Source organism: Hydrogenophaga sp. H7, from assembly GCF_002025745.1.
Classification (GTDB): domain Bacteria; phylum Pseudomonadota; class Gammaproteobacteria; order Burkholderiales; family Burkholderiaceae_C; genus Hydrogenophaga; species Hydrogenophaga pseudoflava.
In genome coordinates this window covers 340362-364723 of sequence record NZ_MCIC01000014.1, presented here as the reverse complement: position 1 = coordinate 364723, position 24362 = coordinate 340362, and the positions used below count along the sequence as shown (strand labels likewise).

At 64.3% G+C, this 24362-nt stretch carries 22 protein-coding genes and 1 tRNA gene; 4 read left to right on the top strand and 19 right to left on the bottom strand.

Annotated elements, in window-relative coordinates; all coding sequences use genetic code 11:
• Positions 1-49: 49 nt before the first annotated feature.
• From BC358_RS10810 to tolB, 6 genes are all read right to left on the bottom strand, one after another.
• Positions 50-125 (bottom strand) — tRNA-Lys (locus BC358_RS10810).
• 46 nt (positions 126-171) lie between these two features.
• A complete protein-coding gene (locus BC358_RS10805; protein ID WP_066150986.1) occupies positions 172-987 on the bottom strand; it encodes a ThiF family adenylyltransferase in 816 nt (271 codons plus the stop codon).
• The gene (locus tag BC358_RS10800; protein WP_066150989.1) at positions 984-2096 is read right to left on the bottom strand and encodes a YeeE/YedE family protein; all 1113 of its coding nucleotides are present in this window, start codon (positions 2094-2096) and stop codon (positions 984-986) included. Before BC358_RS10800 ends, BC358_RS10805 begins: the two co-directional genes overlap by 4 nt.
• Positions 2097-2152: 56 nt before the next feature.
• Entirely contained in the window at positions 2153-2905 is a 753-nt protein-coding gene (gene ybgF / locus BC358_RS10795) for a tol-pal system protein YbgF (RefSeq protein ID WP_241559549.1), read from the bottom strand.
• Between the two features lie 49 nt (positions 2906-2954).
• Positions 2955-3527: a peptidoglycan-associated lipoprotein Pal gene (gene pal, locus BC358_RS10790; RefSeq protein ID WP_079365802.1), complete on the bottom strand. Its 573-nt coding sequence runs from the start codon at positions 3525-3527 to the stop codon at positions 2955-2957.
• 67 nt (positions 3528-3594) lie between these two features.
• Positions 3595-4905 (bottom strand): Tol-Pal system beta propeller repeat protein TolB, encoded by a 1311-nt coding sequence (gene tolB / locus BC358_RS10785; RefSeq protein ID WP_143434266.1) that lies wholly within the window; start codon positions 4903-4905, stop codon positions 3595-3597.
• A 148-nt stretch (positions 4906-5053) separates the two neighbouring features.
• Here tolB and msbA point away from each other — a divergent pair, with 148 nt between their 5' ends.
• Positions 5054-6865, top strand: coding sequence for a lipid A export permease/ATP-binding protein MsbA (msbA, locus tag BC358_RS10780; RefSeq protein WP_079365801.1), 1812 nt, complete (start codon positions 5054-5056; stop codon positions 6863-6865).
• A gap of 8 nt (positions 6866-6873) precedes the next feature.
• Here msbA and rng read toward each other — a convergent pair whose 3' ends face one another.
• Genes rng through BC358_RS10740 form a run of 8 tightly spaced genes read right to left on the bottom strand, consistent with a single transcriptional unit; the run spans position 6874 to position 13806 of the window.
• The gene (rng, locus tag BC358_RS10775; RefSeq protein WP_079365800.1) at positions 6874-8415 is read right to left on the bottom strand and encodes a ribonuclease G; all 1542 of its coding nucleotides are present in this window, start codon (positions 8413-8415) and stop codon (positions 6874-6876) included.
• Between the two features lie 26 nt (positions 8416-8441).
• Complete coding sequence (locus tag BC358_RS10770) at positions 8442-9065, bottom strand: nucleoside triphosphate pyrophosphatase (protein ID WP_079365799.1); 624 nt, start codon at positions 9063-9065, stop codon at positions 8442-8444.
• A gap of 6 nt (positions 9066-9071) precedes the next feature.
• Positions 9072-9539 (bottom strand): 23S rRNA (pseudouridine(1915)-N(3))-methyltransferase RlmH, encoded by a 468-nt coding sequence (gene rlmH / locus BC358_RS10765; protein WP_079365798.1) that lies wholly within the window; start codon positions 9537-9539, stop codon positions 9072-9074.
• Positions 9536-10246: a ribosome silencing factor gene (rsfS, locus tag BC358_RS10760; RefSeq protein WP_079365797.1), complete on the bottom strand. Its 711-nt coding sequence runs from the start codon at positions 10244-10246 to the stop codon at positions 9536-9538. Before rsfS ends, rlmH begins: the two co-directional genes overlap by 4 nt.
• Positions 10243-10893, bottom strand: a complete 651-nt coding sequence (gene nadD / locus BC358_RS10755; protein ID WP_079365796.1) for a nicotinate (nicotinamide) nucleotide adenylyltransferase — start codon at positions 10891-10893, stop codon at positions 10243-10245. The genes rsfS and nadD overlap by 4 nt, the downstream gene beginning before the upstream one ends.
• A complete protein-coding gene (gene hemF / locus BC358_RS10750) occupies positions 10893-11807 on the bottom strand; it encodes an oxygen-dependent coproporphyrinogen oxidase (RefSeq protein WP_079365795.1) in 915 nt (304 codons plus the stop codon). Before hemF ends, nadD begins: the two co-directional genes overlap by 1 nt.
• A gap of 2 nt (positions 11808-11809) precedes the next feature.
• On the bottom strand, positions 11810-13084 hold the full coding sequence (gene purD / locus BC358_RS10745) for a phosphoribosylamine--glycine ligase (RefSeq protein WP_066151016.1): 1275 nt from the start codon (positions 13082-13084) through the stop codon (positions 11810-11812).
• Entirely contained in the window at positions 13081-13806 is a 726-nt protein-coding gene (locus BC358_RS10740; RefSeq protein ID WP_066151019.1) for a YebC/PmpR family DNA-binding transcriptional regulator, read from the bottom strand. The genes purD and BC358_RS10740 overlap by 4 nt, the downstream gene beginning before the upstream one ends.
• An 88-nt stretch (positions 13807-13894) precedes the next feature.
• On the opposite strand from BC358_RS10740, the gene BC358_RS10735 reads away from it, so the two are divergent.
• Together BC358_RS10735 and BC358_RS10730 are read left to right on the top strand one after the other, a co-directional pair.
• Positions 13895-15436 (top strand): helicase HerA-like C-terminal domain-containing protein, encoded by a 1542-nt coding sequence (locus tag BC358_RS10735; protein ID WP_066151774.1) that lies wholly within the window; start codon positions 13895-13897, stop codon positions 15434-15436.
• Between the two features lie 31 nt (positions 15437-15467).
• Complete coding sequence (locus BC358_RS10730; protein WP_079365794.1) at positions 15468-16241, top strand: SGNH/GDSL hydrolase family protein; 774 nt, start codon at positions 15468-15470, stop codon at positions 16239-16241.
• Between the two features lie 77 nt (positions 16242-16318).
• On the opposite strand, the gene clpA is transcribed toward BC358_RS10730, so the two are convergent.
• The 3 genes from clpA to icd all read right to left on the bottom strand — a co-directional run bounded on the left by clpA (position 16319) and on the right by icd (position 20577).
• On the bottom strand, positions 16319-18658 hold the full coding sequence (clpA, locus tag BC358_RS10725; protein WP_066151025.1) for an ATP-dependent Clp protease ATP-binding subunit ClpA: 2340 nt from the start codon (positions 18656-18658) through the stop codon (positions 16319-16321).
• Positions 18659-18750: 92 nt separating this feature from the next.
• On the bottom strand, positions 18751-19107 hold the full coding sequence (gene clpS / locus BC358_RS10720) for an ATP-dependent Clp protease adapter ClpS (RefSeq protein WP_133156860.1): 357 nt from the start codon (positions 19105-19107) through the stop codon (positions 18751-18753).
• A gap of 216 nt (positions 19108-19323) precedes the next feature.
• On the bottom strand, positions 19324-20577 hold the full coding sequence (gene icd, locus BC358_RS10715; protein ID WP_066151028.1) for an NADP-dependent isocitrate dehydrogenase: 1254 nt from the start codon (positions 20575-20577) through the stop codon (positions 19324-19326).
• A gap of 134 nt (positions 20578-20711) precedes the next feature.
• Here icd and BC358_RS10710 point away from each other — a divergent pair, with 134 nt between their 5' ends.
• Positions 20712-21164: a DUF192 domain-containing protein gene (locus BC358_RS10710; RefSeq protein ID WP_066151031.1), complete on the top strand. Its 453-nt coding sequence runs from the start codon at positions 20712-20714 to the stop codon at positions 21162-21164.
• Between the two features lie 70 nt (positions 21165-21234).
• Here the strand turns inward: BC358_RS10710 and BC358_RS10705 are convergent, their stop codons facing one another.
• Together BC358_RS10705 and BC358_RS10700 are read right to left on the bottom strand one after the other, a co-directional pair.
• The gene (locus tag BC358_RS10705) at positions 21235-23469 is read right to left on the bottom strand and encodes an NADP-dependent isocitrate dehydrogenase (protein WP_066151034.1); all 2235 of its coding nucleotides are present in this window, start codon (positions 23467-23469) and stop codon (positions 21235-21237) included.
• Positions 23470-23727: 258 nt separating this feature from the next.
• Complete coding sequence (locus tag BC358_RS10700; RefSeq protein ID WP_079365793.1) at positions 23728-24309, bottom strand: superoxide dismutase; 582 nt, start codon at positions 24307-24309, stop codon at positions 23728-23730.
• Positions 24310-24362: the final 53 nt, after the last annotated feature.

Sequence of the window (24362 nt, the reverse complement as noted above, 5' to 3'; positions counted from 1 at the left end):
TCGAACGGTGACCCTGACTTCAGCCAGGAGCTTCACATACCAAATAAACTGGTGGGGCGTGAGTGACTCGAACACTCGACCTACGGATTAAGAGTCCGCTGCTCTACCAACTGAGCTAACGCCCCGCACACATTCCGTTGTCTTACGAATCGGATAGCGCGAAGCCTCAAATTATAGCGTCATTTCAGGCCGTTTCGAAAGCATGCCCAGTTTGTTTGATGCGCAATCTGCGAGAGCGTTGAGCACGCTCCCCGCCGAACACAGCCCGAAGCTTGCCGTCACGCTGACCACCGACCCGTAACCATGGCAGTTGAGCGATCCATCGGATGACGAAAGATTGCACGACGCATCGGGCGGCGCCACGGCCTCGCGGCTGAACACACAGCTCACACCCATGCGACGGGTGCGTGGCGCGCCGTGTGCCCTGCGCAGCCTGTACCGCAACTGGGCTAGCAGCGGGTCGTGGGTGACCTCGGCCAAGTCTCCAACCTCGACGGCCTGCGGCTTGCGTTTGCCCCCCGCTGCGCCCACGGACACAAAGTTGGCCCCGCACGCCATGGCCCACGCCGCCATGGCCGTTTTGGCACGCACCTGATCACAGGCATCGATGACTGCGACCGGTCCTGCATGCTCCAGCAGCCTAGCGCCGAGCACAGGCCAGTTTTCCTCCGTCACGAAGTCGTCGACTGTCTCGACCACGCATGCAGGGTTGATCTGCGCAATCCGCTCGCGCATGGCCGCGACCTTGGCCATGCCCAAGGTGTCGGTCAGCGCATGGATCTGTCTATTGATATTGGACTCGGCCACATGGTCCATGTCGACCAGCGTCAGGCGCCCCACGCCGCTGCGCGCGAGGCCTTCCACGGCCCAGGACCCCACCCCTCCAATGCCCACCACCATCACATGCGCGTCAAACACCGCTTGTGCGCCCTGAACGCCGTAGAGGCGGCGCATGCCGCCGAAGCGCCTGTCGAAATCTGCGTTCATTCGCGTTCAAGCAGCCAGATCTGGAAACGGAAGCCCAGTACAGCCCCGATCATGATGCCGGTCACTGCAATGGCACTGGTCAGGCTCAGCGTGGACAGACCCGACAGTCCCTGGCCGACCGTGCAACCCATGGCGGTCACGCCGCCCACACCCATGCAGGCGGCTCCAGCAAGGTGCAACGCCGTGTCCTGGGTGTCGCGAAATCCCTCCCAGCGAAAGCTGCGAGACAGCAGCGACTGAACGAACGAGCCAACGACCACGCCGACCACCGTCACCACGCCCAGTGTCAGCACCTTGGAGGTGTCACTGTAGAAAATGAGCCAATCCAGCAGGTAGGCCATCGGCGCCGTGAAGGTCAGCGATTCCATGCGCCCGCTGTTTGTCGCGAGATACACCGATTCCAGCGTCTCGGGATGCTCTGGCACAAAGCCAAGGTGGCCACTGATCCACCACATCCATGCGATCACCGCGCCCAGCCCGACACCGGCCAGCAATCCGTCCGGCGTGCGGAAGTCCTTCCCTAGCAGCGCCCAGAACATCAGCGCGCCCCCCACCAGCAGCGCGGCAACCAGACCGGACACGTCGGGAGCAAAACCGAAAAACTGCGTCAACCACATGGGCACACTCCCGCCAGCAGCAATGTCCACGGCGACCTTGTCAACCGTATTCACGCGCAGCACGGCAAAAACTCCGCGCAGGGTGGCGAACGCAAAAAAGCCCATGACGAAGAACACCACCAGCGACTTCAGGCTGCCCGCTCCGATGCGCACCAGCGTCTTGCTGCCGCAGCCGGAGGCCAGCACCATGCCGAAGCCGAACAGCAGGCCGCCCACGAGCGCGGACAGCCAGATGATGCGCCCGGAGCTGTAGATGGTCTTGCCGGTGTCGATCCAGCCCAGCCAGCCCATGCCGTAGAAGCCGATCATGGCCACACCCACCGCCATGCCCCACATCCGCATGCGGGTCCAGGACCCCATGTTGACGATGTCGCTCACCGCCCCCATGGTGCAGAACTGCGTCCGCTGGGCGATGAAGCCGAAAAGACAAGAGGCCGCGAATGCGGCCCAGAGAACAGTGGTTTGAAGAGTTTGAATGCCGGCGAGGTCCATCCGGCGATTGTAGAAGCGGCCCTCCACCCCAGGCGGGGTGGAGGCTTCTGGCAGGATCAGCGCAGACGCGACAGACGCTCGCGGCCCGCTGCAGCTGCTTCGGACTGGGGATAGGTCCGGACCAGGGTCTCCAGCGTGCGCTTGGCCGACTTGCTGTCCTTGAGTTCAACCTGGCTGTTGGCCATCGCGAGCATGGCTTCAGGGGTGCGCATGTGGGTCGGGTACTGACTCACCAGACGCCGGTGGCTGTCAATCGACTCCTTGTAGGCACGGGTGGCGTACAAGGCATTGCCCTGCCAGTACAGGGCAGAAGGGATGTAACCACTGCCGGGGAAACGCCGCAGGAAGGCCGAGTAGGCGGAGGCGGCTCCGGCGAAGTCCGACTTGCGCAGCAGTTCCATGGCTGCGTCGTATTCGCGCTGCTCCTCTGGTGACGCAGAGAACTCCGCGCCGTCGACCGACACCTTGCTGGGCTCAACCTGTTTCAGACGCGCATCAACACCCGCCTGGACATCCTTCTGCAAGCGCTGCAGCTCGGACACCTCGCGAGCCAGTTGCTCGTTCTGGCCACGCAGACGGGCAATCTCAGACCTGAGCTGTTCGTTCTGGTTGGAGAGCTCCAGCAGGCTCCGCTGGCCGGCCGAGCCCGCATCGCGCGACTCTGCTGCCATGCGATTGAGCTTTGCATCGATTTCCAGCTTGTAAGCGTCAAATTTCTGCCGAAGGTCCAGGATCGCCTTGCGCGCCTCATCGTCGTCGAACAAGGCATGGGCCTGCAGCGGCCACAGGCAAGCGCCAACCAGCGCCATGGCAGCTGCGACTCGAACAGACAGGACAGCAGATGTGCGCACGGTCATGTCAGCGGTAGGTCATTTCCACGCGGCGATTCTTGGCATAGGACGTCTCGTCCATGCCCATCGCGGCGGGCTTCTCTTCCCCGAAGCTCACCGGCTCCATCTGGGACTCGCTCACACCCAGCAGCGCCAGCGAACGGCGAACGGCCTCTGCGCGCTTCTGGCCCAGCGCCAGGTTGTACTCACGGCCACCGCGCTCGTCGGTATGACCTTCTAGCGCCACCTTGCGGTTCGGGTTGGCCTTGAGATAGCGGGCGTTGGCTTCCAGAGCCGCGGTGTATTCGGCACGAATCTCGAAGCTGTCGTAGTCGAAATAGACGATGCGGGAGAGCGCAGCAGGCTGCTCAGAGTCCATGCCAGGAACCTGCACCCCGGTGACGCCACGCGGATCGACGCCGGAACCGGTGCCATCCTGACCGGCCTGGCCAGTGGTGGTGTTGCGGTCTTCGACCGGCGCTTCATCCAGCTTCACGCTGGAGCCGCAGGCCGCGAGCGATGCCACCAGGATCAAGGCGCCGAGCCGGGAGGCCCATTGGGAAGTTTTGCGTTGCGCAGCCGGGGTCGAGGTGTTGTTCATTGACAGGTCCCTTTCTGAATCGGGTTGGTTGGTTTTGAAAAGAGGCAAGGCACCAAAGCGGCAGGGGTCAGCGGACGAACGGACCCCACTCGGGCTCTCGGATGTCGCCCTGGGCACCGGTCAGCCGCGTCTTGACACGACCGTCGACGGTCGACGTCATCAGAGCCTCTTGGCCTCGATCACGGGTGGCGTACACGATGAGTCGGCTGTTGGGTGCAAAACTGGGGCTTTCGTCTGCGCTCGCATCGCTCAGCGCAGTGACATTGCCACTGGACAGCTCCATGACGTGCAGGCGGAATGCCCCGCCCACGCGGGAGATGAAAGCCAGCCAGCGCCCGTCCGGGCTGGGTGCCGGAGAGATGTTGTAGTTGCCGGTGAAGGTCAGGCGCTGAGGGTTTTCGCCGCCGGCACCCATGCGGTAGATCTGGGGCGAGCCACCACGGTCGCTCACGAAGAAGATCGAGCGACCATCGGCACTGAACACTGGCTCGGTGTCGATGCTGCCCGACTGGGTCAGCCGGCGCGGCTGGCCGCCATTGGCGTCCATGGCATACACCTGCGCATTGCCCGAGAGAGACAGTGTGGCCACGACCTGGCGACCATCCGGCGACCAGGAGGGCGCACTGTTGGAGCCGCGGAAGTTGGCCAGCAGGCGCCTTTTTCCGGTGGCTACATCGTGCGAGTAGATGACGGGTTTGCGCGATTCGAACGACACATAGGCCAGTTGCCCACCACCGGGCGCCCAGCTCGGGGAAATGATCGGTTCAGGACTGCTCAGTGTGGCCTTCGCGTTTTCACCATCGGAGTCGGCCACCAGCAGGGTGTAGCGCGGACCGTTCTTGGTCACGTACGCGATGCGGGTGGCGAACACCCCTTTTTCACCCGTGAGCTTCTCGTACACGTAGTCGGCGATACGGTGCGCCGCGTAACGCAGATCGCTGGCGTTGACCGGGTAGCTGAGCCCTCCAAGGTCCTGTCCGCGAACCGAATCCCAGAGCCGGAAGCGGATGTCGAAGCGTCCATCGGCAAGCTTGGACACGCTGCCGGTCAGCAGAGCGTCCGTGCCTTTCTCGCGCCAGGCAGCCAGATCGGGTCTCGAGGTCTCGTCCAGACGGACCGGCAGCGGCTCGATGAACTTGAACTGCCCACTGCGCTCGAGGTCGGCCCGGACAATCGCGATCATGTCCTGATTGGCCAGACCGTTGTCGCGGAAAGCCACGCCAGAAATCGGAATCTGGGTCACACCAGCGCCGGAGACTTCGACGCGAAACTGCGCCAGAGCGTTTTGGAGGGGAAGTGCCGCCAGCGGGAGGACGGCGGCTTGGGACAACAGATGCCGCCGCGTGGGCAGCCATTCGGGTCGATTCAAATCCAGCATGCGTCGGGTGTTGGTGTCAGCGACAGAAAGCGCTGCCGTCGGATAATACCGGAAGCGCATTCCCCGACCGTGACAAGATGTGCCATATCCTTGCTGCACCCGGGCCCGGAGCCCTCTCGCCGAGCCTCACGAACCACCGACCGCCGCCTTGACCTCGCCTTCCACCCCTGCTGCACCACCCTCCGCCACCATCCGTGAGCGCCTGGTGAGGTTCTGGCCTTACTTCCGCTCGGCGTCGGCGGGCATCGTGCTGGCGGTGATCTGCACCATCATCGGAGCACTCACCGAGCCGATGATTCCCGCGCTACTCAAGACGCTGCTGGACAGTGGCTTCTCTGAAGGAAACATCGACCTCTGGATGGTCCCTGTGGCTCTGGTGGGACTGTTCGGCATCCGCGGGCTGGCCGGCTTCCTCGCGCAGTACGCACTGTCCTACACCGCCAGCCTGGGCCTGCTCAATCTTCGACGCGCCATGTTTGCCAAGCTCAACGACGCGCAGCTGACGCTGTTCGCCCGCCAGAGCGCCAGCAAGCTCTCCAACACACTGGTCTACGAAGTGCAGACAGGCTCAACCCTGCTGGTCAACGCACTGCTGACCCTGGCCAAGGACAGCCTCACACTGCTGGCGTTGTTGGGCTATCTCATGTATCTGAACTGGAAGCTCACCCTCATCGTGCTCTTCCTGTTCCCGGCGCTGGTGGTGGTGATGCGGGTGCTCTCGCGCCGCCTCTACAGCCTCACCAAATCCAGCCAACAAGCCACCGACGAGCTGGCCTATGTGGTCGAGGAGAATGCCCTCGCCCACCGCATGGTCCGTCTGCACGGCGCGCAGGAGCGTCAGTCCGAGCGCTTCGAGTCGCTGAGCGTGCGCCTGCGGCGGCTGGCACTGAAGTCGACCATCGCGCAGGCCGCAATGACACCCTTGACGCAGATGCTGGCGGCGGTGGCGCTGTCTGCGGTGATCGCGGTGGCCTTGTGGCAGAGCAGCCGCAGCGGCGTCACTGTCGGCAATTTTGTGGCCTTCGTCACGGCCATGCTGATGCTGGTGGCGCCTATCCGGCACCTGGCCGAGATCGCCGGCCCCATCACCAGGGGCCTGGCGGCCCTGGAGCGCGGACTGGAGCTGATCGAGGACACACCCGAACAGTCCAGCGGCACCCACCAGGCCGAGCGCGTCCAGGGCGCCATCGAGCTGAAGGACGTCTGGGTGCGTTACCCGTCGCGGGACGACGAAAACACCAGCGACGACGAGGTCAACCGCACGGCGCTGTGCGGCGTGTCGCTGCAGGTGCAGCCCGGCGAGGTCCTGGCGCTGGTCGGCCCGTCCGGCTCCGGCAAGACAACCCTCGCCAACCTGCTGCCCCGTTTTGTCGAGGTGCTGCACGGCGACGTGCTGCTCGACGGTGTGGTCCTGACGGATTGGGACCTGCACTGCCTGCGCAGGCAGTTCGCGATGGTCAGCCAGGACGTGATCATGCTCAACGACACGCTCGCCGCCAACGTGGCGCTGGGGGCCGCGGAAGGTGCCATCGACGAGGAGAAGGTGCTCGCCGCCCTGCATTCGGCCAACCTGGGCGAACTGGTTGCAAGGCTTCCGAGGGGCATCCACAGCAGCGTCGGACACAACGCCGCCGAGCTGTCGGGCGGACAGCGCCAGCGCCTGGCGATTGCCCGGGCGATCTACAAGGATGCGCCGGTCCTGATCCTCGACGAAGCCACCTCGGCGCTGGACAACGAGTCCGAGCGGCTGGTGCAGGAAGCGCTGGCCCGCCTCATGAAAGGCCGCACGACGCTGGTGATCGCCCACCGGCTCTCGACCATCGAGCACGCCGACCGCGTGGTCGTGCTGGCCAACGGCCGCATCGAGGAGCAAGGCACCCACCAGGTGCTGCTGCGCGCGGGCGGCCTCTACGCACGTCTGCACGCCCAGGGCTTCTCGCCGGAGCCCGAGGCGGCGTGAACCTGGACTCAGAGCAGGACGATGTCGTACTGCTCCTGGGTCATCGAGCTCTCGGCCTGCAGAGAGATGGGCTTGCCGATGAAGTCCGAAAGACCCGCCAGGTGCTGCCCCTCCTCGTCCAGAAAAAGCTCGATCACCCGGGGTGAAGCCACCACCCGGAACTCGCGTGGGCTGAAGGCACGCGCCTCGCGCAGGATTTCGCGCAGGATGTCGTAGCACACGCTGCGCGCGGTTTTCACCACACCCTTGCCATCGCAGGACGGGCACGGTTCGCTGAGCATGTGGGCCAGGGACTCGCGGGTGCGCTTGCGGGTCATCTCCACCAGACCGAGCTGCGAAAAGCCGCCGGTCATGGTCTTGACGCGGTCCCGCGACAACTGCTTGCGGAACTCGGTCAGCACGGCGTCACGGTGGTCTTCGCGCACCATGTCGATGAAATCCACAATGACGATGCCGCCCAGATTGCGCAGCCGCAGTTGCCGCGCAATGGCCTGCGCGGCTTCCAGGTTGGTGCGGAAGACGGTGTCATCGAAATTGCGGGCCCCGACGAACCCGCCCGTGTTCACGTCGACCGTGGTCAGCGCTTCGGTCTGGTCGATCACCAGATAACCACCAGACTTGAGGTCGACCCGACGACTGAGCGCGCGCGTTATTTCCTCGTCGATGTTGAACAGGTCGAAGATCGGTCGCTCGCCGGTGTAGAGCTGCAGCTTGCTGGCGGTATCGGGCATGAACTCCGCAGCGAAGGAGTGCAGCAGCCCGAACTGCTCGCGGGAATCGATACGGATCGAGTGGGTCTGCGCGCCCACCAGGTCGCGCAACACCCGCTGCATCAGGTTGAGGTCCACATGCAGCACGGTGGCCGCAGGCTGGCGCGAAGCCGCATCCTTGATGCGTTGCCAGGTCTTGCGCAGGTAGGCGATGTCTTCGCCCAGTTCTTCGTCGCTGGCGTCCTCGGCGTTGGTGCGCAGGATGAAGCCACCGGCCGCGCTGCCATCGGGCATGGCCGTGAGCGTCAGCAGGCGCTGGCGCAGCGACTCGCGCTGAGCCGAGGGAATCTTCTGCGACACGCCGATGTGGTTGTCCTGCGGCAGAAACACCAGCAGCCGGCCCGCGATGCTGATCTGAGCGGTCAGGCGCGCGCCCTTGGTGCCAATCGGGTCCTTCAGGACCTGGACCATCAGCGCCTGTCCTTCAAAGATCTGCCGCTCGATCGGTTGCACCGGGTCAGGGGTCAGCACGCGGTTGGCGCCGCCGTTGGGGGCCTCGGACCCCGGCTGGGCGGCGGCACGCTCGCGCGGCGCCGCGTGCTTGGCGTTGATGTTGGGCATCAGGTCAGCGACGTGCAGGAAGGCCGCACGGTCCAGGCCAATGTCGATGAAGGCCGATTGCATGCCCGGCAGCACGCGAGACACCTTGCCCAGGTAGATGTTCCCCACGAGGCCGCGCTCCAGCGTGCGTTCGAGGTGCACTTCCTGCACCGCGCCCTGCTCCACCACCGCCACGCGGGTTTCCTGGGGTGCCCAGTTGATCAGGATGTCCTGGCTCATCGATGCCTCGTGATTGTGTTCAGGGTTCAGCAGGCCAGCCGCACGCCCGCAGACCGCAGGAGTTGCGCGGTTTCATGGGCCGGCAAACCCATGATGCCCGAGTAACTGCCGCTGATGTGCCGGATGTGCAGGGCCGCCGCGCCCTGGATGGCATAGGCACCAGCCTTGCCCATGGGCTCGCCGCTGTCCACGTAGCGCCGGATGTCCGCGCCGCTCCACGGGTCGAACTCGACCTGCGAGGTGGACAGCGCCGCCCACTGGCGGCCCGGACCCCGGACCCCGGGTCGCGCCACCGCCACCGCCGTCAGCACGCGATGGCGACGGCCGGACAGATCGGACAGCATGCGCCGGGCCTCGGCGGCGTCGGCAGGCTTGCCCAGAATGCGGCGCCCGAGCGTCACGGTGGTGTCTGCGCACAGCACCGGCGCCAGCAGCCATCCCCTGCGCCGAAGCCGGTCAACGGACGCCTCCAGCTTCAGAGCGGTGACCCGCTGCACGTAGGCGGCAGGCGCCTCGCCGGGTTTCACCGCCTCCAGGGCCTCGACATCCTCGTCGGCATCGGGCAACAGCAGCTCGCAGCGCACACCCCACTGTTCAAGCAACTGCTTGCGGCGGGGGCTCTGGGAAGCCAGGTAGATGAAGTCACTCACGGCGGATCATTCCCGGTGGTAAGGGTGGTTGGCGTTGATCGACCATGCGCGATAGAGCTGCTCGATCAGCAGCACCCGGACCATGGCGTGGGGCAGCGTCATGTCCGACAGGCGGATGCGCTGGTGGGCCGCCTCCCGAAACGCCGGTTCGAGACCGTCCGGCCCACCGATCACCAGCGCCACATCGTCGCCACCGAGCTGCCAGGCCTTGAGCTGCTGGGCCAGCGCCTTGGTGGTCAGCTGCGCACCTCGTTCGTCGAGCACCACCACGCGACAGCCCTTGGGCAGCGCGGCCACGATGCGCTCGCGTTCGGCGGCCATAACGGTTTCCACCGTCTTGGCGCCGCGCGGCTCGGTCTTGACGGTTTTGAGTTCCACCCGGAGCTCGGGCGGAAAGCGCTTGGCGTAGTCGTCGTAGGCGGTCTGGGCCCAGTCGGGCATGCGCTGCCCGACTGCGACGATCACCAGCTTCATGCCTTCTTCTTGGGCGCGGCCTTTTTCGCGGCGGCGGGTTTTTTCGCCGCCGGCTTGGGCTTGTTCACGACCAGCTTGGGCAGCACCGCTTTGGGTTGGGCCGTCTTGGCCGAGCCAGCGGTCTTGCGTGTCGCCTTGGCCGCGGGTGTCTTGACGGCTGCAGTCTTGGCTGTGGCCTTCTTGGCTGGCGCTTTCGCGGGTGCCGCCGCAGCAGCGGCCGCCTTGGCCTGCTTGCGGGCCACGGACTTGGCGTCCACCGGCTTGACCTCTTTCTCGACGCCCTTGCGGGTGGTCTTGCTCGCCGGCTTGGCGGCCGCGCGCGCCTCGGCGGCCTTCTCGGCAGCACTCTTGAGTCGTACCGGCTTCTGGCCCCAGATCTCTTCGAGGCGGTAGTACTGCCGGATCACCGGTTGCATCACATGGGCGACCGCCTGACCGCAGTCGATGATGATCCACTCACCGTTGTCCTCGCCCTCGATGCGGGGTTTGTCGAAGCCGGCCTCCCGCACAGCGTCGCGAACGCTGGACGCAAGCGCCTTGGTCTGCCGGTTGGAGGTGCCGCTGGCGATGATCACGCGTTCGAACAGCGGGGACAGCGTTTCGGTATTGAAGACCACGATGTCCTGGCCCTTGACGTCCTCCAGACCGTCGACGATGGCACGCTGGAGTTTCTGGATGTCTTTTTTGGCGGTGGTTTCGCTGGTCATGAAGGCTGTTGGTAAAGGGAATGGGTGGAAATATAGCCGGCGACGGCTTCGGGCACCAGCGCGGCCAGTTCCTGGGGCGCCGCGCCGGCAGACGCCATCGAGCGGAGGGCGGTGGAGCTGATGGGCAAAAGCGGCAACGGAAGCCGAAGGTGGGGCACGGGCGGGTCGTCGCTGGCATCACCAGATACGCGGGTCGCAGGAGACGGGAAGCCGGGACGTCCCGCCACCACCAGCCGCGCCAGGTCAAGCACCTCTGGCCAGCGCTTCCAGGTCCTGAATGCGGCCAGCTGGTCTTCGCCGATGATCAGGAACAGCTCGGCACCCGGATATTCACGCGCCAGTTCGTTCAGGGTGTCGATGGTGTACGAGTCGCCCGGGCGATCGATTTCGCGGCGGTCCACGCACACGCGCCCCAGGTCGCCAAAGGCCAGCTCACACATGGCCAGCCGGTGCTCCGCCGGGCTGAGCGCGCGCGCCTTGTGCCAGGCACGCCCGGTGGGCAGGATGTGCAGGCGGTCGAGCCGCAGCACATCCAGCGCAGACTCCACCAACAGTCGGTGCGCACGGTGCGGCGGATCGAATGCGCCGCCGAACAGGCCGACCCTTCGTACGGGCACCGTCCGGTCGTTCGACCGCCCAGAAGACATCAAACCCAGTCCTTGCGCACCAGGAAGTCGCTGTAGAGCCGTGCCTCGTGGGAGCCGGGCGCTTCCTGGCGCTGGTAGGACCAGCTCACCAGGGGGGGCATGGACAACAGGATGGACTCGCTGCGCCCGCCAGATTGCAAGCCGAAGTGGGTGCCACGGTCCCAGACCAGGTTGAACTCCACATAGCGGCCACGGCGGTAGAGCTGGAACTCCCGCTCACGCTCACCAGAAGGAAGCGTCTTGCGACGGTCCACGATGGGCAGGTAAGCGTCCAGGAACGCATCGCCCACCGATCGCATCATGGCGAAACTGCCCTCGAAGCCCAGCTCCGAGAAGTCGTCGAAGAACACGCCACCGATGCCGCGCTGTTCGTCGCGGTGCTTCAGGTAGAAGTATTCGTCGCACCACTTTTTGAAGCGGGGGTACTTGTCAACGCCAAACGGGTCCAGCGCGGCCTTGCAGGTGCGGTGGAAGTGTTCGGCGTCTTCCTCGAAACCGTAGTACGGCGTCAGGTCCATGCCACCGCCGAACCAGCACACCGGCTGCCCGCCCTTCGGCGTGGCAGCGATCATGCGCACGTTCATGTGGACCGTCGGCACCATGGGGTTGCGCGGGTGAAACACCAGCGAGACGCCCACGGCCTCGAAAGGCGCCCCCGAGAGTTCCGGCCGGTGCTGGGTGGCCGATGGCGGCAAGGCGAGCCCTGTGACATGGGAGAACCCGCACCCCGCCCGCTCAAACACCGGGCCGTTTTCGAGGATCTGCGTGATCCCGCTGCCCTGCAGGCGCTCGCCCGCCGGCTTTTTCCAGTGGTCCACGACGAAGCTCCCGCCATCCACCACGGCAATGGTGGACGTGATGCGGTCCTGGAGGTTGACGAGGTAGTCGCGGACCCTCTGGGTGGGATTTTTCATGGTCAGAGCGCCCGATAACCGATGTCGCGGCGGCACTGCATGCCGTCGAAGCGGATGCCATCGACCACGCCGTAGGCCTTCTGCTGCGCGGCGGCCACCGTGTCGGCCAGCGCCGTCACGCACAGCACGCGGCCGCCCGAGACCACCACCTGACCGTTGGCATCGGCCGTTCCGGCGTGAAACACCATGCGGTCGGCCTCGTCGGCTGGCAGGCCACTGATGGCGTCGCCCTTGCGCGGGTTCATGGGGTAACCGGCGGCGGCCAGCACCACGCCCAGCGCCACGCGCGGGTCCCAGTCCAGCGTCACCTGGTCCAGCTCGGCGCGGGTGGCCGAGAGCAGCACCTGGGCCAGGTTGGAACGCAGCCGCATCATGATCGGCTGGGTCTCCGGGTCGCCCATGCGGCAGTTGAATTCGAGCGTCTTCACACGGCCATCGGGCGTGATCATCAGGCCGGCGTACAGGAAACCGGTGTAAGGAATGCCGTCGGCCGCCATCCCACGCAGCGTGGGCAGGATCACCTCGTCCATGGCGCGCTGGTGCACCGCGGGCGTCACCACCGGCGCAGGCGAATAGGCGCCCATACCGCCGGTGTTCGGACCCTGGTCGGCGTCCAGCAGGCGCTTGTGGTCCTGGCTGGTGGCCAGCGCCAGCGCGTTCACTCCGTCGCACAGCACGATGAAGCTGGCCTCTTCGCCTTCGAGGAACTCCTCAATCACCACACGAGCGCCGCCTTCGTTGTGCGCCACGCCCAACTTGTTGTCCAGCAGCATGAAGTCGATGGCCTCGTGCGCTTCGACCAGCGACATCGCCACCACCACGCCCTTGCCCGCTGCCAGCCCGTCGGCCTTGATCACGATGGGCGCGCCCTTGGCGTCCACATAGGCATGGGCCTGCGCCGCGTCGGTGAAGGTCTGGTACTCGGCCGTGGGAATGCCATGGCGCTGCATGAAGGCCTTGCTGAAGGCCTTGGAGCTTTCGAGTTGCGCGGCCTTCTGCGTCGGACCGAAGATGGCCAGACCATGGGCACGGAACTCGTCCACCACACCGGCCGCCAGCGGCGCCTCGGGGCCGACCACGGTCAGGCCGATGCCGTTGGCCTGCGCCCATTCGCGCAGCGCCACCTTGTCGGTGATGGGCAGGTTCGTCAGCTGCACATCGCGCGCGGTGCCCGCATTGCCCGGTGCGACAAACACCTGCTCCACGCCTTCAGACTGCTTGAGCTTCCACGCCAGCGCGTGCTCGCGGCCACCGCCGCCAATCACCAGGACTTTCATTCGTTGATCTCGGCGTTGTGGAACACGTCCTGCACATCGTCCAGGTCTTCGATGACATCCAGCAGCTTCTGCATGCGGGCGGCGTCGTCGCCGGTCAGCTCGATGGTGTTTTCGGGCCGCATGGTCACCTCGGCCACTTCGGGCTTGAGGCCAGCCGCTTCCAGCGCGTTCTTCACCGCTTCGAAGTCGGTGTAGGCGGTCAGCACCTCGATGGCGCCATCGTCGTCGGTGATCACGTCTTCAGCCCCGGCTTCCAGCGCCACTTCCATGACCTTGTCTTCGCTCGTGCCGGGCGCAAAGATGATCTGACCGCAGTGCTTGAACTGAAAGGCCACCGAACCTTCGGTGCCCAGGTTGCCACCGTACTTGCTGAACGCGTGGCGGATCTCGGCCACGGTGCGCACCTTGTTGTCGGTCATGGTGTCGACGATGATGGCGGCGCCACCGATGCCGTAGCCCTCGTAGCGGATCTCTTCCAGCGCCTGGCCTTCGAGGTTGCCCGAAGCCTTGTCGACGTTGTACTTGATGCGGTCGGCCGGCATGTTGGCCGCCTTGGCCTTGTCAATCGCCAGCCGCAGGCGCGGGTTCATGGCCGGGTCGCCACCGCCCGTGCGGGCTGCGACCGTGATCTCTCGGATCACGCGCGTCCAGATCTTTCCCCGCTTCTCATCCTGCCGGCCCTTGCGGTGTTGAATGTTGGCCCATTTGCTGTGTCCAGCCACGAGAGAGTCCTTTTTTCTGACCAGAATTTGGTGTAATAACTCTCGATTTTACGACCCACCCTCTCCTCTCTCTGCAAGGATGCCCGACATGGCCGAACCGATGCTGATCGCCCAGAACGCCAGTACACAGTGCCACCTGCTGCCCGGTCTGGCCAACCGCCACGGGCTGATCACCGGCGCCACCGGTACCGGCAAGACGGTGACACTGCAGACCCTGGCCGAACAGTTCTCCAACATCGGCGTGCCGGTGTTCATGGCCGACGTCAAGGGCGACCTCACCGGCATCAGCCAGACCGGCAACCTGCCCGACAAAGTCCGCAAGATCCTGGCCGACCGGGGCCTCACCCCCACCCCACCGCAAGCCTGCCCCACCACGCTGTGGGACGTGTTCGGCGAGCAGGGCCATCCGGTGCGGGCCACCGTGTCCGACATGGGCCCACTGCTGCTCTCGCGCATGCTGGACCTCAACGAAACCCAGGCCGGCGTTCTCAACCTGGTGTTCAAGATCGCGGACGACAACGGCCTGCTGCTGCTGGACATGAAAGACCTGCGCGCCATGCTCCAGCATGTGGGAGACAACGCCAAGCAGTTCACCACCGAGTACGGCAACATCAGCGCCGCCAGCATCGGCGCCATCCAGCGCGGCTTGCTGCAGATCGAGCAGCAAGGCGGCGACAAGTTCTTTGGCGAGCCCATGCTCGACATCAGCGACTTCATGCAGACCGTGGGTGGCAAGGGCGTGATCAACGTGCTGACCGCCGACAAGCTGCTGAACGCGCCGCGCCTGTACGCCACCTTCCTGCTGTGGATGCTGTCGGAGCTGTTCGAGAGCCTGCCCGAGATCGGCGACCCCGAGAAACCCAAGCTGGTGTTCTTCTTCGACGAAGCCCACCTGCTGTTCGACGAAGCGCCCAAGATCCTGGTCGAGCGCATCGAACTGGTGGTGCGCCTGGTGCGTTCCAAAGGCGTCGGCGTGTATTTCGTGACGCAGAACCCGCTGGACATCCCGGATTCCGTGCTCGGGCAGTTGGGCAACCGCGTGCAGCACGCGCTGCGCGCCTTCACCCCGCGCGACCAGAAGGCCGTCAAGGCGACCGCCGAGACCATGCGCCCAAAAGCCGGACTGGACATCGAAGCCGCCATCACCGAGCTGGCGGTGGGCGAGGCGCTGGTCAGCCTGCTCGACAGCAAAGGACGCCCGAGCGAGACGGAGCGCGTGTTCGTGCTGCCCCCGGGCAGCCAGCTCGGGCCCATCACCCCCGAACAGCGCAAAGCGCTGCTCCAGGGTTCGCTGGTGGCCGGCGTGTACGAGAAGGTGGTGGACCGCGAAAGCGCCTATGAGATGTTCCGCAAGCATGCGGGTGCCGCAGACGATGCCGACGCCGCACCGCAAGATGCACCCAAGACCCCTCGCATCCCCGGCGCTGCAGGCAAGAAAGCCGAAGCGGAAAGCGGCGGCATCGGCGGCATGCTGAACGAAGCGCTGTTTGGTCGGACCGGCCCGCGCGGTGGACAGTACGACGGCATCGTCCAGACCATGGCCAAGACCGCCGCCCGCAGCGTGGCCAGCGGCATCGGTCGCCAGATCGTGCGCGGCGTGCTGGGCAGTCTGCTCGGCGGCAAGCGCTGAACCTTCAAACCATTCGCCAAGGACCTTACATATGCCCCAGCGCTTTTTAGCTCATGCCTGCCTGGTCGGCCTCAGTGCCCTGTTGAGCGCCTGCGGCGGCGGCGACAGTGGCGACGACGCCGGAGGTGGTGGCAGCTCGGCCGAGAAGGTGGCCAGCTGTGGCCTCAGTGGCGGCCCGTTGCGCATCATGCCTCTGGGCGACTCCATCACCGAGGGCGAAGCCGGCCACAACAGCTACCGCCGGGTGCTGTGGCAGCGCCTGAACGGCGCGGGCTGCTCGGTCAACCTGGTCGGCAGCAAATCGGGCGTGTCCAGAGGCTCACGCGACAGCGGGTCGGTCAACCCACCCAACGCCGACTTCGACCTGGACCACGAAGGCTACTGGGACTATTCGGTCAACGAGCTCGCGCCCCGGGTGGGCGGGCTGGTGGCCCAGGCACAGCCCGATGTCGTTCTGGTGCATCTGGGCACCAACGACGTGCTCGCAGGCCAGTCGGCCAGTGGCATCGCCGCCGAGCTCGGCGGCGTCATCGACGCGATCCGCGCAGGCAAGCCGGACGCCCATATCCTGCTGGCCAAAATCATCCCGGCGGCACCCGACCCCTCCGGCACCGCAGCCCTCAACCGCCTGATCGACGGCGTCGCGTCCGGCCGGTCCAGCGCCACATCGCCGATCGCGGTGGTCAACCAGGCCAGTGGGTATTCCACCGGCGACAACTACGACGGCGTCCATCCCAATGTCAGCGGGGAGTCCAAGCTGGGCAACCGCTGGGCGGACGCCGTGCTCGCCTGGCGGACTCAGTGATCGCCGGGTCTTCGGCTCGCTGCGCCCAAAAAGAAACCCGGCATTGCCGGGTTTCTTTTTGAACATGCCGGCGGCGATCAGCCCGCTGTGGCCTCTTCGGGCTTGGCCTTGCCTTCCTTCTTGGGCAGCGGCTGGATGTCGAGTTTGACCTCCTGCGTTTCCTTGCCGTCCTCGCCGACCTTGGACTCCAGGTCCACCGTCAGGCGCCCGCCCTCGGTCAGGCGTCCGAACAGCAGCTCGTCGGCCAGCGCGCGGCGAATGGTGTCCTGGATCAGGCGCTGCATCGGACGCGCCCCCATCAACGGGTCGAAACCCTTCTTGGCCAGGTGCTTGCGCAGCGTGTCGGTGAAGGTGACCTCCACTTTCTTCTCGGCCAGTTGGCCTTCCAGCTGCAGCAGGAACTTGTCCACCACGCGCATGATGATCTGCTCATCCAGCGCCTTGAAGCTGACGATGGCGTCCAGCCGGTTGCGGAACTCTGGCGTGAACAGGCGTTTGATATCGCCCATTTCGTCGCCGGCCACACGCGGGTTCGTGAAGCCGATGGTCGCCTTGTTCATGGTCTCGGCGCCCGCATTGGTCGTCATGATGATGATGACGTTGCGGAAGTCGGCCTTGCGCCCGTTGTTGTCCGTCAGCGTGCCATGGTCCATCACCTGCAGCAGCACGTTGAAGATGTCGGGGTGCGCCTTCTCGATCTCGTCCAACAGCAGCACGCAATGCGGCTTCTTGGTGATGGCCTCGGTCAGCAGACCGCCCTGGTCGAAACCGACATAGCCCGGAGGCGCGCCGATCAGGCGGCTGACCGCGTGCCGCTCCATGTACTCCGACATGTCGAAGCGGATCAGGTCGATGCCCATGATGTAGGCCAGCTGCTTGGCGGCTTCGGTCTTGCCGACGCCGGTGGGGCCGCTGAACAGGAAGGCGCCGATCGGCTTGTCGGCCTTGCCCAGCCCCGAGCGCGCCATCTTGACGCTGGCGGCCAGCACCTCCAGCGCCTTGTCCTGGCCGAACACGACGCTCTTGAGGTCGCGCTCCAAGGTCTGCAGCTTGCCTCGGTCATCATTGGACACGTTCGCAGGCGGAATGCGCGCGATCTTGGCCACGATTTCCTCGATCTCAGCCTTGCCGATGGTCTTCTTCCGTTTGGAAGGCGTGAGGATGCGCTGCGCCGCACCGGCCTCGTCGATCACGTCGATGGCCTTGTCCGGCAGATGGCGGTCGTTGATGTACTTGGCCGAGAGCTCTGCGGCGGCCTGAAGGGCGGCCACCGCGTACTTGACGCTGTGGTGCTCCTCGAAACGGCTCTTGAGCCCCTTCAGGATATCCACCGTCTGCTCCACCGTCGGTTCGACCACATCCACCTTCTGGAAGCGGCGGGACAGCGCCGCGTCCTTCTCGAAGATGCCGCGGTACTCGGTGAAGGTGGTGGCGCCGATGCACTTGAGCTGGCCGCTGGACAGCGCCGGTTTGAGCAGGTTCGAGGCGTCCAGCGTCCCGCCCGAAGCCGCACCGGCCCCGATGAGCGTGTGGATCTCGTCGATGAACAGAATGGCGTTGGGCTTGTCCTTCAATGATTTGAGGACCGCCTTGAGGCGCTGTTCGAAATCACCCCGGTACTTGGTGCCTGCCAGCAGTGCGCCCATGTCGAGCGAATACACCGTGGCCTCGGCCAGGATATCGGGCACATCGTTCTGGGTGATGCGCCAGGCCAGGCCTTCGGCGATCGCCGTCTTCCCCACGCCAGCCTCGCCGACCAGCAGCGGGTTGTTCTTGCGGCGGCGGCACAGGATCTGGATCGTGCGCTCGACCTCGTACTCGCGGCCGATCAGCGGGTCGATCTTTCCTTCCTTGGCCGCCTGGTTGAGGTTTTGGGTGAACTGCTCCAGCGGTGATTGTTTTTCGTTGCTCTTGGCCTCAGCACCCTGCTCTTCATTGTCCGCAGCACTTTCGCCAGGCTTGGACGACTCGGGAGGATCGCTCTTGCGGATGCCGTGGGCGATGAAATTCACCACGTCCAGGCGCGTCACGCCTTGCTGGTGCAGGTAGTACACGGCATGCGAATCCTTCTCGCCGAAGATGGCCACCAGCACGTTCGCACCGGTCACCTCTTTCTTGCCATTCCCGGTGGATTGCACATGCATGATCGCTCGCTGGATCACCCGCTGGAAGCCCAGCGTGGGCTGCGTGTCCACTTCGTCGGTGCCGGCCACCTGGGGGGTGTTGTCCTTGATGAAGTTCGTCAGGGACTTGCGCAGGTCGTCGATATTGGCCGAGCAGGCGCGCAGCACCTCGGCCGCGCTGGGGTTGTCCAGCAGCGCCAAGAGCAGGTGCTCAACCGTGATGAATTCGTGTCGTTGCTGGCGAGCCTCAACGAAGGCCATATGCAAGCTGACTTCAAGTTCCTGGGCAATCATGGACGCTTCCTTTGGGCTGGTGAGAATCTGAAACGCAAGCGTTCGGGTAGAGGTTTACAGGGAAGAGACCATCAGTTGGGGTAGACCCGCCTTTATTCAACCGGTTCACTCAGACATTGCAGCGGGTGACCAGCGGCTCGGGATGCCGCCAGCACCTGATCGACCTTGGTGCTGGCCACGTCCCGGGTGTAGATGCCGCAGATGCCTTTGCCCTCCAGGTGGATCTTGAGCATGATCTGGGTGGCCGTCTCCCGGTCCTTGCTGAAAAACTCCTGGATCACGTGCACGACAAACTCCATGGGCGTGAAGTCGTCGTTGAGCAACACGACCTGAAACATCTGTGGTGGCTTGGTTCGCTGGGTGCGCCGCTCAAGCACCACCGAGTCATCGCTGCCGACGCCTGTCGGAGCGGCTGGAACTGGGGGTTTCTTCGGTATCTGCGTGGCCATGAAAATGATTCTAGCGGCCAGCTGACTCGCAAGTCGGGCTGTGGACATGTCCAGGCAAGTTCCGGCGGGCGGGCTGCGCCTGCCGGGTGCCTGGTGTCTCTGTTGCTGACCCTTTCCATGGCGCCATTGTCCGCCTGGATGCCAAGAAAAAACCGCCAAGGAATGGCAATTCCTGGCGGCTTTTGTGCCCTTTCCCCGGAGGGGGAAAGACCGGACCTACATGTGGTCAATCATGACCTGCCCGAAACCGGAACAGGACACCTGGGTGGCCCCGTCCATCAGCCGAGCGAAGTCGTAGGTCACCTTCTTGGAGAGAATGGCCTGCTCCATGGCCGAAATGATCAGGTCGGCGGCCTCCGTCCAGCCCATGTGGCGCAACATCATTTCAGCCGACAGAATCTCGGATCCGGGATTTACGTAGTCCTTGCCGGCGTATTTCGGCGCGGTGCCGTGGGTGGCTTCGAAGCAGGCCACCGAGTCGGACAGGTTGGCGCCCGGGGCGATGCCAATGCCGCCCACCTGGGCCGCCAGGGCGTCAGAGACGTAGTCGCCATTGAGGTTGAGCGTGGCGATCACCGAGTATTCGGCCGGCCGCAGCAGGATCTGCTGCAGGAAGGCGTCCGCAATCGAGTCCTTGATCACGATGTTGCGGCCGGTTTTGGGGTTCTTGAACTGGCACCACGGGCCTCCGTCGATGGGCTCGGCGCCGAATTCCTTCTGGGCCAGGGCATAACCCCAGTCGCGGAAACCGCCCTCGGTGAACTTCATGATGTTGCCCTTGTGGACCAGGGTCACGCTGGGCTTGTCGTTGTCGATCGCATACTGGATCGCCTTGCGCACCAGCCGCTCGGTGCCCTCGATCGACACCGGCTTGATGCCGATGCCCGAGGTTTCAGGGAAGCGGATTTTGGTCACGCCCATCTCGTCCTGCAGGAACTTGATCAGCTTCTTCGCCTTGTCACTCTGGGCGGCGTATTCGATGCCGGCGTAGATGTCTTCCGAGTTTTCTCGGAAGATCACCATGTTGGTCTTCTCAGGCTCCTTCAGCGGCGACGGCACGCCTTTGAAGTACTGCACCGGCCGCAGACACACGTACAGGTCCAACTCCTGCCGCAGTGCCACGTTCAGGGAACGGATCCCGCCCCCAACCGGCGTGGTCAGAGGGCCCTTGATCGAGACCACATACTCCCTGAGCGCGGCCAGCGTCTCTTCCGGCAGCCAGACGTCGGGGCCATACACCTTGGTCGACTTCTCGCCCGCGAACACCTCCATCCAGTGGATCCTGCGCTTGCCGCCGTAGGCTTTCTCCACGGCCGCGTCAACCACCTTGAGCATCACCGGTGTGATGTCCAGACCGGTGCCATCGCCTTCGATGTAGGGAACGATAGGCTCATCCGGCACGTTCAGCGACATGTCCTGATTGACAGTGATCTTCTGGCCCTGGGCCGGCACCTTGATGTGCTGATACATGGAAAACGATCTCCGGTGGAATGATGGATGCGGCAACTCTGAGGCCGGAATCGGCTCAGACAGCCGGAAATTCTATTCCGCCTGACAAGACTGATCGCGCACAATGCGCGCTTGCACGACACGAGAACCTCCCTATGATTCGCCGGACCACCCTCCTCGGCCTGCTGGCCCTGTTCGTCTCTCCTGCTTGGTCGCAGACTGCTCCGCAACTCGACCTGCCCAAGGTCACGCTGAAGGCGGGCATGCACCTGATTCACGCCCAGGTGGCCTCCACTCCTGAACAGCGGGCGACGGGTCTCATGTTCCGTTCTGAGATGCCCGCCAACGAAGGCATGCTGTTCGTTTTCGAGGAGTCCGCGGGGCAGTGCTTCTGGATGAAGAACACCCTGCTGCCCCTCACCGCTGCCTTTGTGGCCGACGACGGCACCATCGTCAACCTGGCGGACATGAAACCCAGGACGCTGGACTCCCACTGTTCCGCCAAGCCGGTGCGGTACGTGCTGGAGATGCACCAGGGCTGGTTCGCCAAGCGCGGCATTCAGGCGGGGTCTCGTCTTGGCGGGCTGCCCTTCGAAGGACGGCGCTGAACCACAACGCCAATAAAAAAGCCCGCCGTGAGGCGGGCTTTTTGGATGGTGGGTAACGGCCAAACCAGAATCAGGCCACCAGTTCCAGCGCAGCATTGAGCGTCTTGCTCGGACGCATCACCGTGGAGAGCTTGTCGAAGTCGGGCTTGTAGTAACCGCCAATGTCCACCGGCTTGCCCTGGACCTCGATCAGTTCTGCGACGATGGCCTGCTCGTTGTCCGCCAGCTGCTTGGCCAGCGGCGCAAACTTGGCAGCCATTTCGGCATCCTCGGTCTGCGCGGCCAGTTCCTGTGCCCAGTACAGCGCCAGGTAGAACTGGCTGCCCCGGTTGTCGAGCTGGCCGGTCTTGGGGGACGGGTTCTTGTTGTTGTCCAGCAGCTTGCCCGTGGCACTGTCCAGGGTCTTGGCCAGGAGCTTGGCTTTGCTGTTGCCGGTCTTCAGGCCCAGGTCCTCCAGCGACACGGCCAAGGCCAGGAATTCACCCAGCGAGTCCCAGCGCAGGTGGTTCTCTTCCACCAGCTGCTGCACGTGCTTGGGTGCCGAACCACCGGCGCCCGTTTCGTACATGCCACCACCGGCCATCAGCGGCACGATGGACAGCATCTTGGCCGAGGTGCCCAGTTCCATGATGGGGAACAGGTCGGTCAGGTAGTCGCGCAGGATGTTGCCGGTGGCGCTGATGGTGTCCAGGCCGCGGATCACGCGCTCCAGCGTGTAGCGCATCGCGCGCACCTGGCTCATGATCTGGATGTCCAGACCGTTGGTGTCGTGCTCGTGCAGGTACATCTTGACCTTGCGGATCAGCTGGGCTTCGTGCGGGCGGTACGCGTCCAGCCAGAACACCACCGGCATGCCGGAATTGCGGGCGCGGTTGACGGCCAGTTTGACCCAGTCGCGGATCGCGGCATCCTTGACCTGGCACATGCGCCAGATGTCGCCCTCTTCCACGTTCTGGCTCAGCAGCACCTCGCCGGTTTCCAGGTCGGTGATGTTGGCGATGCCGTCCTCGGGGATCTCGAAGGTTTTGTCGTGCGAGCCGTATTCCTCGGCCTGCTGGGCCATCAGGCCGACGTTGGGCACCGTGCCCATGGTCTTGGGATCGAAAGCGCCATGCCACTTGCAGAAGTTGATCATCTCCTGGTAGATGCGGGCGAAGGTCGACTCGGGCATCACGGCCTTGACGTCCTTCAGGCGGCCGTTCGCGTCCCACATCTTGCCGCCGTTGCGGATCATGGCCGGCATCGAGGCGTCGACGATCACGTCATTGGGCGAGTGGAAGTTGGTGATGCCCTTGGCCGAGTCGACCATGGCCAGCTCGGGACGGTGCTCATGGCAGGCATGCAGGTCGCGCTTGATCTCGTCCTGCTTGGACTGCGGCAGCTTGGCGATCTTGTTGTACAGATCGACCATGCCGTTGTTGACGTTGACGCCCAGCTCCTTGAACAGCTCGCCGTGCTTCTCGAAGGCTTCCTTGTAGAAGATTTTCACGCAGTGGCCGAACACGATGGGGTGCGAGACTTTCATCATGGTGGCCTTGACGTGCAGCGAGAACATCACGCCGGTCTTGCGGGCATCCTCGATTTCCTTCTCGTAGAAAGCCAGCAGGGCCTTCTTGCTCATGAACATCGAGTCGATGACTTCGCGGTCGAGCAGGGAAACCTTGGGCTTGAGCACGATGGTCTTGCCGCTCTTGGTGATCAGCTCCATCTTCACGTCGCGTGCCTTGTCCAGCGTGATCGACTTCTCACCGTGGTAGAAGTCGCCGGCGTGCATGTGAGACACGTGCGATTGCGAAGCTTGGCTCCATTCGGCCATGCTGTGTGGGTTCTTGCGGGCGAACTCTTTCACCGCACGGGGGGCGCGGCGGTCCGAGTTGCCTTCGCGCAGCACCGGGTTCACGGCCGAGCCGGTGCACTTGGCGTAACGCGCCTTGATGGCCTTTTCTTCGTCGTTCTTCGGGTTTTCAGGGTAGTCGGGGAGCTTGTAGCCTTTGGCCTGAAGCTCCTTGATGGCCGCCACCAGCTGGGACACGGAGGCGCTGATGTTGGGCAGCTTGATGATGTTGGCCTCGGGGCGCAGCGTCAGCTTGCCCAGCTCGCCCAGGTAGTCCGGCACACGCTGCTCTTCGGTCAGGTATTCGGGGAACTGCGCCAGGATGCGGGCGGCGACGGAGATGTCGCTGGTGGCCACATTGACGCCCGCAGGGGCGGCAAAGGTGCGGATGATGGGCAGGAACGACGCCGTCGCCAGCAGGGGCGCTTCGTCGGTGAGGGTGTAAACGATGGTCGAGGACGGTTGGCTCATGGCATGGCTCCTGATGTCGTTGTTGGAAATCCGCCGCTCCCGACGAACTCGGGGCAAGCGGTCGATGGTGTGGGATTTTGCTTTCAGTCCTCTGACCTCGGCTTCAAAATTCGAAGTGTTATCTCACATAACAAAATTGAACATCAAAAACTCCAACTTTTTTTCACCGTTGCCTTGACCGCATGGGTCCGAGGCCATGAAAAAAGCCCGAAGGCACGACACCTTCGGGCTTCGCCGAACCGGATTGGTCCGTCGCCGTCAGGCGAAGTTGCTTTCGGCAAACGACCAGTTGACCAGCTTGTCCAGGAAAGTTTCAACGAACTTCGGGCGCAGGTTGCGGTAGTCGATGTAGTAGGCGTGCTCCCAGACGTCCACGGTCAGCAGGGCCTTGTCGCCGGTTGTCAGGGGCGTACCTGCGGCACCCATGTTGACGATGTCGACGGTGCCGTCCGCTTTCTTGACCAGCCAAGTCCAGCCGGAACCGAAGTTGCCCACGGCGGACTTGACGAAGGCTTCTTTGAAAGCCGCGTAGCTGCCCCACTTGGCGTTGATCGCAGCGGCCAGCGCACCGGAAGGCTCACCGCCGCCGTTGGGCTTCATGCAATTCCAGAAGAAGGTGTGGTTCCAGATCTGGGCGGCGTTGTTGTAGACGCCACCGCTGGACTTCTTGACGATCGATTCGAGGTCCATGGACTCGAACTCGGTGCCCTTCTGCAGGTTGTTCAGGTTGACCACATAGGCGTTGTGGTGCTTGCCATGGTGGAACTCCAGCGTTTCCTTGGAGTAGTGCGGTGCCAGGGCATCGATGGCGTACGGCAGTGCGGGCAGGGTGTGTTCCATGTGGGGTCCTCGTCTGTTGAGTGGGAAAAGTCCGGCGCATTGTAGGCAACACA